This is a genomic window from Microtetraspora sp. NBRC 13810 (assembly GCF_030268685.1).
Taxonomy (GTDB): domain Bacteria; phylum Actinomycetota; class Actinomycetes; order Streptosporangiales; family Streptosporangiaceae; genus BSRQ01.
Genome location: NZ_BSRQ01000005.1, coordinates 151014 through 165792 on the forward strand (window position 1 = coordinate 151014; position 14779 = coordinate 165792).

Annotated in this window: 14 protein-coding genes; 7 read left to right on the forward strand and 7 right to left on the reverse strand. The window is 72.9% G+C overall.

Annotation, left to right across the window (positions count from 1 at the left end):
- Positions 1-15: 15 nt before the first annotated feature.
- The 3 genes from QSK26_RS12465 to QSK26_RS12475 form a co-directional block, all read right to left on the reverse strand.
- A complete protein-coding gene (locus tag QSK26_RS12465) occupies positions 16-255 on the reverse strand; it encodes a hypothetical protein (RefSeq protein WP_285775231.1) in 240 nt (79 codons plus the stop codon).
- A 53-nt stretch (positions 256-308) separates the two neighbouring features.
- Positions 309-515, reverse strand: coding sequence for a hypothetical protein (locus QSK26_RS12470; protein WP_285775232.1), 207 nt, complete (start codon positions 513-515; stop codon positions 309-311).
- 146 nt (positions 516-661) lie between these two features.
- Complete coding sequence (locus QSK26_RS12475; protein WP_285775233.1) at positions 662-2323, reverse strand: fumarate hydratase; 1662 nt, start codon at positions 2321-2323, stop codon at positions 662-664.
- A 145-nt stretch (positions 2324-2468) separates the two neighbouring features.
- Here QSK26_RS12475 and QSK26_RS12480 point away from each other — a divergent pair, with 145 nt between their 5' ends.
- Positions 2469-3953: an aminotransferase-like domain-containing protein gene (locus QSK26_RS12480; protein ID WP_285775234.1), complete on the forward strand. Its 1485-nt coding sequence runs from the start codon at positions 2469-2471 to the stop codon at positions 3951-3953.
- Between the two features lie 6 nt (positions 3954-3959).
- Here QSK26_RS12480 and QSK26_RS12485 read toward each other — a convergent pair whose 3' ends face one another.
- A complete protein-coding gene (locus QSK26_RS12485; protein WP_285775235.1) occupies positions 3960-5135 on the reverse strand; it encodes a WD40 repeat domain-containing protein in 1176 nt (391 codons plus the stop codon).
- On the reverse strand, positions 5132-5692 hold the full coding sequence (locus QSK26_RS12490) for a SigE family RNA polymerase sigma factor (protein ID WP_285775236.1): 561 nt from the start codon (positions 5690-5692) through the stop codon (positions 5132-5134). The genes QSK26_RS12485 and QSK26_RS12490 overlap by 4 nt, the downstream gene beginning before the upstream one ends.
- Positions 5693-5886: 194 nt before the next feature.
- On the opposite strand from QSK26_RS12490, the gene QSK26_RS12495 reads away from it, so the two are divergent.
- From QSK26_RS12495 to iolD, 6 genes are read left to right on the forward strand one after another with little or no spacing between them, the layout of a single operon-like run.
- The gene (locus QSK26_RS12495) at positions 5887-6867 is read left to right on the forward strand and encodes a Gfo/Idh/MocA family protein (RefSeq protein WP_285775237.1); all 981 of its coding nucleotides are present in this window, start codon (positions 5887-5889) and stop codon (positions 6865-6867) included.
- Entirely contained in the window at positions 6864-7736 is an 873-nt protein-coding gene (locus tag QSK26_RS12500; protein WP_285775238.1) for a TIM barrel protein, read from the forward strand. The genes QSK26_RS12495 and QSK26_RS12500 overlap by 4 nt, the downstream gene beginning before the upstream one ends.
- Before the next feature lie 20 nt (positions 7737-7756).
- Positions 7757-8695, forward strand: coding sequence for a 5-dehydro-2-deoxygluconokinase (iolC, locus tag QSK26_RS12505; protein WP_502888699.1), 939 nt, complete (start codon positions 7757-7759; stop codon positions 8693-8695).
- Complete coding sequence (locus QSK26_RS12510) at positions 8688-9584, forward strand: Cgl0159 family (beta/alpha)8-fold protein (RefSeq protein WP_285775240.1); 897 nt, start codon at positions 8688-8690, stop codon at positions 9582-9584. Before iolC ends, QSK26_RS12510 begins: the two co-directional genes overlap by 8 nt.
- Before the next feature lie 25 nt (positions 9585-9609).
- Positions 9610-10446, forward strand: a complete 837-nt coding sequence (iolB, locus tag QSK26_RS12515; protein ID WP_285775242.1) for a 5-deoxy-glucuronate isomerase — start codon at positions 9610-9612, stop codon at positions 10444-10446.
- Positions 10443-12287, forward strand: coding sequence for a 3D-(3,5/4)-trihydroxycyclohexane-1,2-dione acylhydrolase (decyclizing) (gene iolD / locus QSK26_RS12520; protein ID WP_285775243.1), 1845 nt, complete (start codon positions 10443-10445; stop codon positions 12285-12287). Before iolB ends, iolD begins: the two co-directional genes overlap by 4 nt.
- A gap of 15 nt (positions 12288-12302) precedes the next feature.
- On the opposite strand, the gene QSK26_RS12525 is transcribed toward iolD, so the two are convergent.
- Both QSK26_RS12525 and QSK26_RS12530 read right to left on the reverse strand, forming a co-directional pair.
- The gene (locus tag QSK26_RS12525) at positions 12303-13502 is read right to left on the reverse strand and encodes a hypothetical protein (RefSeq protein WP_285775244.1); all 1200 of its coding nucleotides are present in this window, start codon (positions 13500-13502) and stop codon (positions 12303-12305) included.
- A gap of 44 nt (positions 13503-13546) precedes the next feature.
- Positions 13547-14779, reverse strand: coding sequence for an MFS transporter (locus QSK26_RS12530; RefSeq protein ID WP_285775245.1), 1233 nt, complete (start codon positions 14777-14779; stop codon positions 13547-13549).

Here is a 14779-nt window from a genome sequence, read left to right on the forward strand (position 1 = left end):
CATCGGCGCACGTGCTCAGTCCCTCGCCCTGATCACGAGGGACCCGCCGGGGGACGGCGCCGGGGCGGTGAGGTCCTCGCCCAGCAGGACGGCGACCGTGTAGAGGTGCCAGACGACGTTCGGCCGGCGCAGCCGTTCACCGTCGAACAGGTCGCGCCCGGTCGAGGTCCACGATCGCCCAGCATGCCGGACGCCATGACCCCCTCTCGCAGGATGCCGACGACCTCCGCCCCGGGCTCGGCCCGCCAGTTCCACACGGCCCGCCCCCGCTCCGCCGCCGGGCGGCGCGGGTCCGCTGCGGGGCCTCCTTAGCCCGAGGAGCCTTCGGGAGGCTGGTCGGCGGGCTCGTTCGACCAGGCGAGCAGCGCGACCCCGGGGGCGTGCCACTCCTCGCCCGTCACGCTCTCCCAGGGCACCGGGAAGGAGGCGCGGACGGCGTCGCGGGCCGTCTTGACCGCGTGGCCGAGGACGGACCCGTCACGCGTCTTCGTGGCAACGGCGAGAAAGACCCTCACTGGCCCTCCGATCATGGACTGCCTGAACGGCCACCAGCCTGGCCTGAGCCATTTGCCGGATTCGTCACTCTTTCGAGTGATTTGCCGAAGATGATCGGAAAGCAGACGGAGCCCCCGCCGGGAAGGCGAGGGCTCCGGGAGGAGGGTCAGGTCGTCGCGCGGCGGCCGATCGACAGGACGGGGCCGGTGGTGTCGGTGAAGAAGTCGTTGCCCTTGTCGTCGACGACGATGAAGGCGGGGAAGTCCTCCACCTCGATCTTCCAGACCGCCTCCATGCCGAGCTCGGGATACTCCAGCACGTCGACCTTCTTGATGCAGTCCTGGGCCAGGCGGGCGGCGGGGCCGCCGATGGAGCCCAGGTAGAAGCCGCCGTGCGTGTCACAGGCGTCGGTGACCTGCTTGGACCGGTTGCCCTTGGCCAGCATGATCTTGGATCCGCCGGCGGCCTGGAAGCGCTCCACGTAGGAGTCCATCCGGCCGGCGGTGGTCGGGCCGAAGGAGCCGGACGCGTAGCCGGACGGGGTCTTGGCCGGGCCGGCGTAGTAGACGGCGTGGTCCTTGAGGTAACCGGGCAGTTCCTCGCCCGCGTCGAGCCGCTCGGCGATCTTCGCGTGCGCGATGTCCCGGGCCACGACCAGCGGGCCGGTGAGCGACAGGCGGGTCTTGACCGGGTACTTCGTCAGCTCGGCGAGGATGTCGCTCATCGGCCGGTTCAGGTCGATCTGTACGACGTCGTCGGACAGGTGCTCGTCGGTCGTCTCGGGCAGGAACCGCGCCGGGTCGGTCTCCAGCCGCTCCAGGAACACGCCCTCCGGCGTGATCTTCGCGAGGGCCTGCCGGTCCGCGCTGCACGACACCGCGATCGCGACCGGGCACGAGGCCCCGTGCCGGGGCAGCCGGATCACCCGCACGTCGTGGCAGAAGTACTTGCCGCCGAACTGCGCGCCGATGCCGAGCTTCTGGGTCAGCTCGAAGACCTTCTTCTCCAGCTCAAGGTCGCGGAAGCCGTGCCCGCTCGCCGAACCCTCGGTGGGGATCGAGTCGAGGTAGCGGGCCGAGGCGTACTTCGCGGTCTTCAGCGCGAACTCCGCGCTGGTCCCGCCGACCACCACGGCCAGATGGTACGGCGGGCAGGCCGCGGTGCCGAGCGAGCGGATCTTCTCCTCCAGGAAGGCGAGCATCCGCTTCTCGTTCAGCACCGCCTTCGTCTCCTGGTAGAGGAAGGACTTGTTGGCGCTGCCGCCGCCTTTGGCCATGAAGAGCAGCTTGTACTCGTCGGGGTGCCCGTTCGGGTCCTCGGCGTAGAGCTCGATCTGGGCCGGGAGGTTGCTGCCGGTGTTCTTCTCGTCCCACATGGTGAGCGGGGCCATCTGGGAGTAGCGCAGGTTGAGCCTGGTGTAGGCGTCGTACACGCCGCGCGAGACGTGCTCGGCGTCGCGGCCGTCGGTCAGCACGTGCCGGCCGCGCTTGCCCATGACGATGGCGGTGCCGGTGTCCTGGCACATCGGGAGCACGCCGCCGGCGGAGATGCTCGCGTTCTTCAGCAGGTCGAGTGCCACGAACCGGTCGTTGCCGCTGGCCTCCGGATCGTCGATGATCTTCCGGAGCTGGGCCAGGTGCGAGGACCGCAGATAGTGTGAGATGTCGTGCACCGCGGTCTCGGTGAGCAGCCGCAACGCCTCCGGGTCCACCTCCAGGAAGACGCGCCCCGCCGCCTCGACCCTCCGCACCCCCTCCGTGGTGATCAGGCGATATTCCGTCTCGTCGGCACCCAGCGGAAGCAGGTCGGTGTAGTCGAACTCGGGCATCGTTTCCTCGGTCCTCCTCGGTTTCCCTAGAGACTACGACCACCGCCCACTCCCGCACACCCGCCCCCACACCGGGTGAGGCAGGATCGGTACAGGCGATTGGCTCGTCGGATGACGCCGATCGACGACAGGAATCGGGGACCAATTGGCGGACCTCCATCTGAGTCTCGACCGGGACGCGGGCGGCATCACCGGCCAGCTCGCCGAGGAGCTGCGGACCGCGATCAGGGAGGGCAGGCTGTCCCCGGCCGCCCGGCTGCCGCCGAGCCGGGAGCTGGCCAGGGATCTCGGCGTCTCGCGCGGGGTCGTCGTGGAGGCTTACGAGCGGCTGGTCGCCGAGGGCTTCCTGATCTCGCGGGTGGGCGCGGGCACCCGGGTCGCGCCGGCCGCGGCCCGCGAGCCGGGTCCGCCGCCGGAGCCCGGGCGGCCCCGGCCGTACTACGGGTTCCGGGCGACCACGCCCGACCTCGCGGCCTTCCCCCGGGAGAGGTGGCTGGCCGCGCTCAAGCACGCGCTGGCCACCATGCCCGGGGACGCGTTCGACTACGCCGATCCCGGCGGGGTGCGCGAACTGCGTGAGGAGCTCGCCGCCTATCTGCGCCGGGTGCGGGCGGCGGACGCGGACCCGGAGAACGTGGTGATCGTGGGCGGCGTGGCGCACGGGCTGAGCCTGACGATCCCGGCGCTGGCCGTACGGGAAGCCGGTGGCGCGGCCGGTGGGCGGGCTCGCCATGACCTCGACTGGTTCGTGCGGCGGAGCAGGGGGCTCGACCCGCCGCCCGCGGGGCGCGGCGTGCCGCTGGCGGTGGAGGATCCGGCGAGCGTGCGCCAGGTCCCCTTGCTGCGCGCGGCCGGGGCGCGCCTGGTGCGGGTGCCGGTGGACGGGGAGGGCATCGACGTCGGGGCGCTCGCGGCCACCGGGGCGCGCGCGGTGCTGCTCACCCCGGCCCACCAGTACCCCACCGGGGTCGTGCTCTCGCCGGGGCGGCGCGCCGAGCTGATGGCCTGGGCCGCGCGCACCGGGGGGGTGGTGCTGGAGGACGACTACGACGCCGAGCTGCGGTTCGACCGCGACCCGGTGGGCTGCCTGCAGGGCCTGGCGCCCGGCCGGGTGGTGCTCGCCGGGTCGGTGAGCAAGCCGCTGGCCCCCGGGCTCCGGCTCGGCTGGCTGGTGGCGCCGCCCGACCTGGCCGAGACGGTACGGCTGGCGCGCGGCGAGGGCGACCTCGGCTCCCCGGTGGTCGAGCAGTACGCCCTGGCCCACCTCATCAGGACCGGCGCCTACGACCGGCACCTGCGCCGCATGCGGCGGGAGTACCGGCGCAGGCGGGACGCCCTGGTGGCCGCCCTGGCCGACACCCTCCCGGAGGTCGAGGTGCACGGCGTGTCCGCGGGACTGCACCTCTACCTGCGCCTTCCCGGAGACTGGGACGAGCGGGCCTTCGTCGCGGCGGCCGAGGCAGCGGGCCTCGCCGCCGAGCCCGTCGCCCCCATGCGCGCCACCCCGGGCCCTCCCGCCCTGGTCCTGGGCTTCGCCCGCCTCCCCGCCCACCAGGCTCCCACCCAGGTGTCCCACCTGGCCGCCACCCTGACCCGCCGGGGCCTTACCCGAGGTGAGAGCCGATCCTAGGCGTGCTCACCAGGCCGCCTGGACCTCCGGCGGGGCGGAGCCCAGGAGCTTCGGATCCGGCGACGCCTGGGGGATCAAGGGCGTCACCCGTCCGTCGTCGAGCCTGCTCAACGGGTGGAAGTTACCCGCGAACAGCAGATGGCGTCCGGTGGCGTCGTAACGCATCAGGTTCCACCGGGCCATGACGTCGCCGTCGTGGTCCCTGCTCACCAGGGTGCGGATCCTGCGTCCGTCCGCGATGGAGTACTCGTCGATGGTGTAGCGCTGCGATCCGCCGTCGGGCGACCGGGTGTGGCCGATCAGGATGCCGATTCCGTCCGGGCTGATCGTCGCGGTGGTGGCCTCCGTTCCCGGGGCCACGACGCGGCTCTTCGCGAGTGTCGTGCCGGGGGCGGCCGTGTCCAGGACCCGGGCCCCGGCTTTCACCACCAGGCCGAGTGTGCGGCGATCGGCCGCCCAGGAGAGGCTTTCGATCTGTCCCGCGGTGTTCGTCGTCCACGCTCGTGTCGTCCCCGTGGGCAGATCGACGACCGTGAGCCGGGCCCCGGGGCAGAAGCGCACCGTCTCCCCCCGGCCGCACACCTTGCCGTCGAGACTGTAGGCCAGCCGGGTGCCGTCGCCGGTGACGGCCAGGGAGCTCGCCGTCGTGCCGGTCACCTGGGGGATCACGTCGCGCGTCAACCCGGTCAACCGCCCCCGCGCGTCGATCCGGGCCCGGTGGAACCGGGTGGTGCTCACCTGTGTGCTGCGGGACTTCACGCTCTGGGCGATGTAGAACGTCTCGCCGTCGCCTGCCCCGGCGAGCAGATATCCACCGGGCTCCCGGACGCTACCCTCCGGGGCCGGAGGCAGCCCGATCCGGCTCCTGACCTTCCCGGTACGGGCGTCGAGGACCGTGACGCCGTCCCCGCCGGCGACCAGGAGGGAACTCGGGCCGGAGAGGGCTTGCGTCACGGGCCCGGCCGGAGCCGTTCCCCTCGTTCCGGCCACCACGGCGGCGAACGCGCCTATCAGCACGACGACCAGGGCGGCCGCCAGCGGAATCGCCGGCGCGAACCGGCGGGTGGGCCGGACGGGTTTCGCGCGCACCGGGTCCGCCACGGGGCGCAGGGTCTCCGGGCCGACCTGCTCGGCGGCGGCGGCGAAGGCGTCCTGGAGCCGATCTTCCAGCCACGTGCTCATCGGTCGGCCTCCAGTTTGACGGTGAGTGTCTTCAGGGCTCGGGAGACGGTGGACTTCACCGTTCCGCAACTGATCCCCATGGCTTCGGCGATCTCCGCCTCGGACAGGTCGAGGTAGTAACGCAGTACCACGGCCTCCCGCTGGCGGCGGGGTAACGCGCGCACCGCCCGGAACACCTCACGGCGGGTCTCACCGAGCAGTACGGCCGCCTCCGCCGACCAGAACGGCGTCTGCCGCTCCCCGGTGAACCTGCCCATGATCGCCCGCCGGCGGTGCACCATGCGGCACCCGTTCACCACGCTCGCCCGCAGGTAGGGGAGCAGCCGATCATGGCCGGTCAACCGGCTCCATCGGCGGTGGAGCGCCGCGAAGGCGTCCTGGACGACGTCCTCGGCCGTTTCCTGGTCGCCCACGAGCAGGAACGCCAGCCGGACCAGGCCCAGCCGTTGGGTCACGAACAGCTCGGCCACGACGGCCTCGCCCACGGCCGCGGCGGGCGGCCCTTCCTGTGGCGGTGGCGCCGGTTTCTCCACCGCTCGTTGTAACGCGAATCGCATACCTCTTCCATGCATACTCGCCACGCAGGTTGCCTCGTAAGGCCGAAGTCACCCCTTTCTGGTTCCGGAGCCGGGTGGCCAGGATGCGTAACACTGGAGCAATAGACGTCCTTATGTCCTGACATATTCTTGACTGGCCTGTGGGAGTCGCTTAGAACTGAAAGGACCGACACCACATTCCCCGGAGGCGACACATGCGCGTGGGTCTGCTGGGTCTGGGCAGGATCGGGGCGTTCCACGCCGCGACGTTGTCCGGGCATCCGCTGGTGGACGAGCTGATCGTGACCGACGCCGACACCGAGCGGGCGAAGGAGGTGGCCGCGCGGGCCGGTGCGCGGGTCGGCGACGCCTTCGAGGCCGACGCGGTGGTGATCGCCACCCCGACCTCGTCGCACGCCGGCCTGCTGACCAGGGCGTCCGCGCTGGGGCTGCCGGCCTTCTGCGAGAAGCCGGTCGCGCCGGGGGTCGCCGAGACCGTCCGGGTCATGGAGGCGGTGGAGCGGAGCGGCACGCTGGCGCACATCGGCTTCCAGCGCCGGTTCGACCGCGGCTACCGCGCCGCCAGGGACGCGCTGCGCGCCGGCGAGCTGGGCGAGCTGCACCGCGCGCACCTGGTCACGGCCGACCCCCTGCCACCGGCGGCGGACTACGTCCCGGGCTCGGGCGGCATCTTCCGCGACTGCCACATCCACGACTTCGACATCCTGCGCTGGGTCACCGGGCGCGAGGTGGAGACCGTCTACGCGACCGGCGCCAACCGCGGCGCGCCGTTCTTCGCCGACGCGGGGGACGTGGACAACAGCGCCGCGCTGCTCACCCTGGACGACGGCACGCTGGTCACGTTGCAGGGCTCGCGTTACAACGGCGCCGGGTACGACGTGCGGATGGAACTGGCCGGCACCCTGCGCACCCAGGTGGCCGGGCTGGACGAGCGCGTCCCGCTCACCGGCGTGGAAGGGTTCAGGTCGCCCGGCGAGCCGTGGCCGGACTTCGTCACCAGGTTCCACGCCGCCTACACCGCGGAGCTGGACGCGTTTCTCCGGGCCTCCCAGGGAAAGGGTGAGAGCCCGTGCCCGGTCCGCGACGCGCTCGCCGCGCTGCTCGTCGCCGAGGCCGCGGAGCTCTCCCGCCGTGAGGGCGGTCCCGTTCGCGTGGCGAAGGTGGTTCGAGGATGACGCAGTCAAGGAAGATCGCCGGCGCGCCCATCTCCTGGGGGGTGTGCGAGGTCCCCGGCTGGGGGCACCAGCTCGACCGGGACAGGGTGCTGGCCGAGATGGCCGGGCTGGGCCTGACCGCGACCGAGCTGGGCCCGCCCGGCTACCTGCCGCCCTCGCCGTCCCGGCGCGCGAAACTGCTGGGCGAGTACGGCCTGCGGGCGGTCGGCGGGTTCACCCCGCTGCTGCTGCACGACAAGGACCACGACCCGCTGCCCGAGGCGCGCGCGACCCTGAACGGGTTCCGCGACGGCGACGTGGAGGTGATGGTGGTCGCGGCGGCCACCGGCGCCGACGGCTACGACATGCGTCCCGAACTGGACGCCTCCGGCTGGAAGACGATGTTCGCCAACCTGCGCGCCGTGACCCGGGCGGCCGGGGAGTCCGGCCGGCTGGTCGTCCTGCACCCGCACGTCGGGACCATGATCGAGAACGCCGAGGACGTGGACCGGCTCCTCGACGGCTCCGACATCCCGCTCTGCCTGGACACCGGGCACCTGCTCGTCGGCGGCACCGATCCGGCCGCGCTGGCCACGAGGGCCGCCGGGCGGGTCGCGCACGTCCACCTGAAGGACGTCGACGCCGAGGTCGCCGACCTGGTGCGCCGGGGCAACCTGAGCTACGGCGAGGCGGTCAGGGCGAAGCTCTACCGCCCGCTCGGCCGGGGCGACGTGGACGTGGCGGCCATCGTCGCCGCGCTGTCCGTCGCCGGCTACGACGGCTGGTACGTGCTGGAGCAGGACGTCGTCCTGGACGGTGAGCCGGAGCCCGGCACCGGCCCGGTGGACGACGTCCGCGCCTCCCTCGCCTACCTGGGAACCCTTCCGTGAGGGAGTGGGAGGTGCTGACGATGGGCCGGATCGGGGTGGACGTCTACCCGCTCCAGGTGGGGGTGTCGCTGCGCGAGGTGGAGACCTTCGGCAAGTACCTCGGCGGCAGCCCCACCAACGTGGCGGTGGCCGCGTCCAGGCTCGGCAGGCGCGCCGCGGTGATCACCAGGACCGGCGCGGACCCCTTCGGCGCCTTCCTGCGCGACGCCCTGCGCTCCTACGGCGTGCACGACGCCTACGTGACCGAGGTGCCCGGCCTGCCGACGCCGGTGACCTTCTGCGAGATCCGTCCCCCCGACGACTTCCCGCTCTACTTCTACCGCCACCCCAAGGCGCCGGACCTGGAGATCCGGGCCGAGGAGCTCGACCTCCCGGCGATCGCCGGGGCCGGGCTGTTCTGGAGCACGGTGACCGGCCTGTCCCAGGAGCCCTCCCGGGCCGCGCACTTCGCCGCCTGGGCGGCCAGGGGCAGGCGGCACCCGACCGTGCTCGACCTGGACTACCGGCCGATGTTCTGGACCGGCGTCAAGGAGGCGGCGGAGCAGGTACGGCGGGCGCTCGCCCATGTCACGGTCGCCGTGGGCAACCTCGACGAGGTGGAGATGGCCACCGGCGTGCGCGAGCCGTACGCGGCGGCCAAGGCGCTGCTGGCGGCCGGGGTGGGCCTGGCCGTGGTGAAACAGGGCGGCGACGGCGTGCTCGGCATGACGGCGGACGAGGTGGTGGAGGTGCCGCCGGTGCCGGTCGAGGTGGTGAACGGGCTCGGCGCGGGGGACGCCTTCGGCGGGGCGCTGTGCCACGGCCTGCTGTCCGGCCGCCCATTGGCCGAGGTCCTGCGGTTCGCCAACGCGGCGGGCGCGATCGTCGCGGGCCGGCTGGCCTGCGCCCCGGCGATGCCGACCGCGGGAGAGGTCGAGTCCGCCGCCCGGCGGGCCGAGGAGGAGAGAGGGCATGCTTGAGGAGGACTATCGGGGGCTCCTCGAGACGCGGGCGCGCTTCCCGGAGCGCATCGCCGAGGCCGCCGCCGCCCGGCGGCGCGGCCCCCAGCTCAGAGAGGGCGGCCAGCTGCTGATCGTCGCGGCCGACCATCCGGCGCGCGGCGCGCTCGGCGTGGGCGGCCGGCCGCTCGCGATGGGGAGCCGGGTGGAGCTGCTCGACCGGCTGCGCACGGCGCTGGCCAGGCCAGGCGTGGACGGGCTGCTCGCCACCCCGGACGTGGTGGAGGACCTGCTGCTGCTCGGCGCGCTGCACGACAAGGTGGTCATCGGCTCGATGAACCGGGGCGGCCTGCACGGCGCGGTGTTCGAGCTGGACGACCGGTTCACCGCCTACGACGCGGCCACGATCGCCAGGATGCGCCTGGACGGCGGCAAGATGCTCTGCCGCATCGGGCTCGGCGAGCACGGCACCGCGGCGACGCTGGAGGCGTGCGGGCGCGCGGTCACCGAGCTGGCCGGGCGGGGCCTGGTCGCGATGCTGGAACCCTTCTGGTCCAGCCAGGCGGGCGGCGTGGTCCGGCACGACCTGTCACCGGACGCCATGATCCGGGCGATCAGCGTCGTGCAGGGCCTGGGCGCGACCTCGGCCCGCACCTGGCTGAAGCTCCCCGTGGTGGCGGACATGGAACGCGTACTGCGCGCCACCACCCTGCCCACGCTCCTCCTGGGCGGCGACCCGGGCGACCCGGGCGACCCGGGCGGCGCGCCGGACGCGCACGCCGCGTGGCGCAAGGCGCTGAGGCTGCCCGGGGTGCGCGGTTTGGTGGTCGGGAGGGCACTGCTTTATCCACCGGATGACGATGTCGCCACCGCCGTGGACACGGCTGTCGCCATGCTGGAAGTTGGCTAGTGTCACGACACTGGAGGACGGCCTGATGACCTATGTTCCCGCCGGATCCACCGCGACCTCTCCATGGTCGCTCCAGATCACTCCCGAGCTGGCCGGTTGGGCCTACGCCGGGCTGCGCGCGGTCAACCTGTCCGGGGAGACGGTGGCGTTCCCGACCGGCGGCGAGGAGATGCTCGTGCTGCCGCTGGCCGGTTCGTGTGTGATCGAGTGCGACGGGGTCAGGCTGGTCCTCGAAGGCCGGGAGTCGGTCTTCTCGGCGGTGACCGACTTCGCCTACCTGCCGATCGGCGCCGAGGTGCGGATCAGCGGGGAGGGCAGGTTCGCGCTGCCCTCGGCCCGCGCCACCCGCAGGTTCCCGGCGCGGTACGGCTCGGCGGACAAGGTGCCGGTGGAGGTGCGCGGCGCCGGGCAGGCGACCCGGCAGGTGAACAACTTCTGCTCACCCGACGCCTTCGACTGCGACAAGCTCGTCGCGGTCGAGGTGCTCACCCCGGGCGGCAACTGGTCGTCCTACCCGCCGCACAAGCACGACACGGCCTCGGCCGGCGAGGCCGTGCTGGAGGAGATCTACTACTTCGAGGGCGGCCCCGGCTACCAGCGGGTCTACGGTTCGCCGGGCAGGCCGATCGACGTGCTGGCCGAGGTGTCCTGCGGTGACGTGGTGCTCGTGCCGCACGGCTACCACGGCCCCTCGATGGCCGCCCCCGGGTACGACCTCTACTACCTGAACGTGCTGGCGGGCCCGGCCGACGTGCGCAGCATGGCGTTCTGCGACGACCCCAGGCACGCCTGGGTGCGCTCCTCGTGGGAGGGGCTGCCGGCGGACCCGCGGGTGCCGATGACCTCGTGGAGGCTGCGATGAGACTGACCGTGGCCCAGGCGCTGGTGCGTTTCCTGGGACGGCAGTGGAGCGAGCGTGACGGCGTCGAGCGGCGGCTCGTCGAGGGCTGTCTCGGCATCTTCGGCCACGGCAACGTCGCGGGCCTCGGCCAGGCGCTCGCCGAGCAGGGCGCCGGGCTGCACGACGAGCTGCCCTACTACCTGGCGCGCAACGAGCAGGCGATGGTGCACACGGCGGTGGGCTTCGCGAAGGCCCGCGACCGGCTGGCCACCTTCGCCTGCACCACCTCGATCGGCCCCGGCGCCACCAACCTCGTCACCGGCGCCGCGCTGGCCACCGTCAACCGGATCCCGGTGCTGCTGCTGCCCGGCGACATCTTCGCCACCCGGGTCGCCAACCCGGTGTTGCAGGAGCTGGAGGACCCGCGCTCCTACGACGTCAGCGTCAACGACTGCCTGCGTCCCGTCTCACGGTACTTCGACCGGATCAACCGGCCCGAGCAGCTGCCCGCCGCCCTGCTGGCCGCGATGCGGGTGCTCACCGACCCCGCCGAGACCGGCGCGGTCACCCTCGCCCTGCCGCAGGACGTGCAGGCCGAGGCGTACGACTGGCCCGAGTCGCTGTTCGAGAAGCGGGTCTGGCACGTGCCGAGGCCGCTGCCCGAGCCCGCCGCGCTGGCCCGCGCCCTGACCGCGCTGCGCGCCTCCACCCGGCCGCTGGTCGTCGCGGGCGGCGGGGTGGTCTACTCGGGGGCCGCCGAGGCGCTGGCCGGGTTCGCGTCCCGGCACGGGGTGCCGGTGGCCGAGACCCAGGCGGGCAAGGGGGCGGTGCCGTACGACCATCCGTGCGCGGTGGGGGCGGTCGGGCACACCGGGACGGCGGCGGCCAACGCGCTGGCCCGGGAGGCCGACCTGGTGATCGGCGTCGGCACCCGGTACAGCGACTTCACCACCGCCTCCGGCACGCTCTTCGGCGACGCCCGCTTCGTCAACGTGAACGTGGCGGCCTTCGACGCGGCCAAGCAGGGCGCGATCACGCTGGTGGCCGACGCCCGGGAGGGGCTGGCCGCCCTCGACGTGCCAGGCTGGCGGGCCGACCCGGACTGGACCGCGCGGGCGGGCGAGCTGCGCGCGCGGTGGTGGGCGTCGGTGGCCGACTGCCAGGCGGGGGAGGCGCTGACCCAGCCGGTCCTGCTCGGCGTGCTCAACGAGGTGGCCGGCCGGTCCGGCGTCGTGGTCAACGCGGCCGGTTCGATGCCCGGCGACCTGCACCGGATGTGGCGGGCGCCGGACGCCAAGGGCTACCACGTCGAGTACGGCTACTCGTGCATGGGTTACGAGATCGCCGGCGGGCTCGGGGTGAAGCTGGCGCTGCCGGCGCGCGAGGTGTTCGTGCTGGTGGGCGACGGGTCCTACCTCATGATGGCGCAGGAGATCGCCACCGCCGTGCAGGAGGGGGTCAAGCTGGTCGTGGTCGTCGTCGACAACCACGGCTTCGCCTCGATCGGCGGCCTGTCGGAGGCGGTGGGCGCCCGCCGGCTCGGCACCGCCTACCGGCTGCGCGGCCCGGCGGGCGAGCTGGACGGCGCCTACCTGCCGGTCGACCTCGCCGCCAACGCGGCCAGCCTGGGCGCCGACGTGCTCCGCGCCGGCGACCCGTCGTCCCTGCGCGAGGCCCTGCTGAAGGCCCGCGAGTCCGCGCGTACCACGGTGGTCTACACCGAGACCGTGCCCGGCCCGGCGGCGCCGCCGTCCGGCGCGTGGTGGGACGTGCCGGTGGCCGAGGTGTCCGGGTTGCCCGAGGCGAGGGAGGCGCGCGAGCGATACGTCACGGCGAAACGGGACCAGCGGCCTCACCGGTGAGAGGTCGGGGAGCCACTACGCGAAGCTCCACTGGCCCTTCCAGTCGTCGTCCGTCCAGTCGTACACGAGCTGGAACGGCGGCTCGATCCGGCTGCGTTCCTTGATCTGCCGGTTGTTGTCGAGGAAGGAGCGGTAGAGCTCCTCGGTCTCGTCGGAGACCCGTCCGACGGGGGCCCGCACCGCGCCGAAGATCTGCGCCAGCGAGGCCACCAGCGCCGCCACCGCCGCGGCGAAGGTGAGCGCGGCCAGCGTCGGGCCGATCCACGGCGGCAGCGGCACGAGGTAGACCGCCATGAGGAAGGTGACGGCGATGACGGCGGCGTACTGGACGAAGTTCGCCAGCGCGCCGCTCATCGCGGCGCACCAGTCGGCCAGGGCGGTGGCGAAGACCATGAGCTTGTCGAAGGCCGGCAGCACGATGTGCGTGACATGGTCGACGAACGCGTCGGCCGTGGCTCCCGTCCAGTGCCTGCGCACCGTTTCCAGGAGGGTTTCGACGGCGTCGTGCGCCCCGCCCACGGCGCTCGCGAAAGCCCGCCAGCCGGACTCCGCCTGGTCGAACGGCGACCAGTCGCGGATGTTGGCCAGGGTGACCGTGATGGCGAGCAGGCAGGTGGGGGCGACGAAGGTCAACCGTAAGCGACCCTTCGCCAACTCCAGTGCCTTCTGCGCTTGTTTGACCAGCTCCGGGTCGTGCCAGGGGGCCTTGTCGCCGTATTCGGCGATGATCCTCTTGTCCAGTGAGGTGAGGAACCTGGTGTAGAGGGGCTCGTTGCGTGGCGTGGTGCGCAACGTGTGCGTCAGGTTGTAGGCGCCCGTCCCCAGGATGGCCGCGCCCGCTCCGGTGAGGGCCCAGTTCGTCCCGCTGCCGTGCGGCGACCCGTCGCTCTGCTCCGACGCCCTGGGCAACGGTTCGAGCTCCGAGGCCAGCTCGCTCCCGGCGTAGTGCCGGGCGACGGCCGCCAGGCCCTGGTAGAAGGTCGTGCAGGCGTCCTCTCCGGCGGCGGCGGCCCCGTCGAGCATCGTCAGGGCCCTCGTGTACGTCTCCGCCGTGCCGTTCACGAGCCCGACCGCCGGCCAGTTGATCGGGGGGATCTCGGCCGGCAGCCCCTGGGCCGACCTGAACAGCGCCGTGAGCTCACCGAACTTGTTCGCCAGGTCCACGAGGTTCAGGATGTTCACGTCGATACCCCGGCCGGACGCCGCATCGCTCATGATCCACGGACATTACTGTCCAGAAGGGTAGGTACCCGGTCGTCCTAGGCAGAGTTCAAGGGCTGTTCATCGGACCTTTCCGATCGCGGCCCGGCCGGTGCCCGGCGCGGGTCGAAGCCGCGGGCCAGCAGCACGATGAGGGCCGCGAGCGCGAGGGGCGCGACGAAGGCGACCCGGTAGTCGGCGGCCTCCGCGATGCCGCCCACCAGGGCCGCGCCCACGATGAAGCCCACGTAGTTGAACATGTTGACCCGGGCGATGGCCACGCCGCTACCCGCCGGATCCAGCCGCCCGGCGGCCGAGAACGACTGGGGCGCCACCACGGACAGGCCCACGCCGGTGAGCGCGAACCCGGCGATCGCCAGCGGCTCGTTCGGCGCGATCACCACCACGGCGAAGCCGAGCGCCGCCACGACGCCGCCGATCCGCACGATCACCGCCGGGCCGAACCGGCCGACCGCCAGGTCGCCGCCCGCCCGGACGGCGAACGTGGTCGCCTGGTAGGCCGCCAGCGCCAGCGGTATGACCGCGGCCGACGCGTTCAGCACCGTGTCCATGAAGACGGATCCGAAGTTGGACACCGACGCGTCGCCGACGTACAGCGCCGCCATGGCCAGGCAGAGCGGCAGGATCGCCCGCCACGCCACCGGGGCGGATCCGGCCGGGGCGCCGGGGACGTCCGATGTGACGTGCTCCTCCGCGGTCCCGTAGAGATGCGGTACGGCGAGCGCCGAGATCACCACGCCGATCGCCATGGCCACCCCGAACGTCACCGGCAGGCCCAGACCGGCGCTCCCGGCGAACGACGCCCACAGCGCGGCGAGCACCGCCGCCGCGCTCCACGACGCGTGGAACCCGGTCAGCACCGGCCTGCCGTACCGGCGCTCGACCGTGACGCCCTGCATGTTCATGCCCGCGTCCACCGAGCCGAGGCCGAGGCCGAACACGACGTTGGCGGCGACGAGCTGCGGGACGTTCGACGCGAGACCGGCGAGGACGACCGCGACGCAGGCGAGCGGCTGGGCGACGCGGAGCACCGTGCGGCTGCCGTGACGGGTGGCGAGGGCGCCCGCGAGCACGCTGCCCACGCCCGCGACGACCGGCACGACCAGCAGCAGGATCGACAGCTCGCCGTCGCTGAGCCGGTGCTTTCCCTGGAGGGTGGCGATCTGGGCGAGGAGGGTGGCGAGTGTGAGGCCCTGGACGAAGAAGACGGCGAAGGTCGCGAGGCGCGTCCGGCGGTCGTGGTGATCAGGGGGGTCGCTTCGTGGAGACAT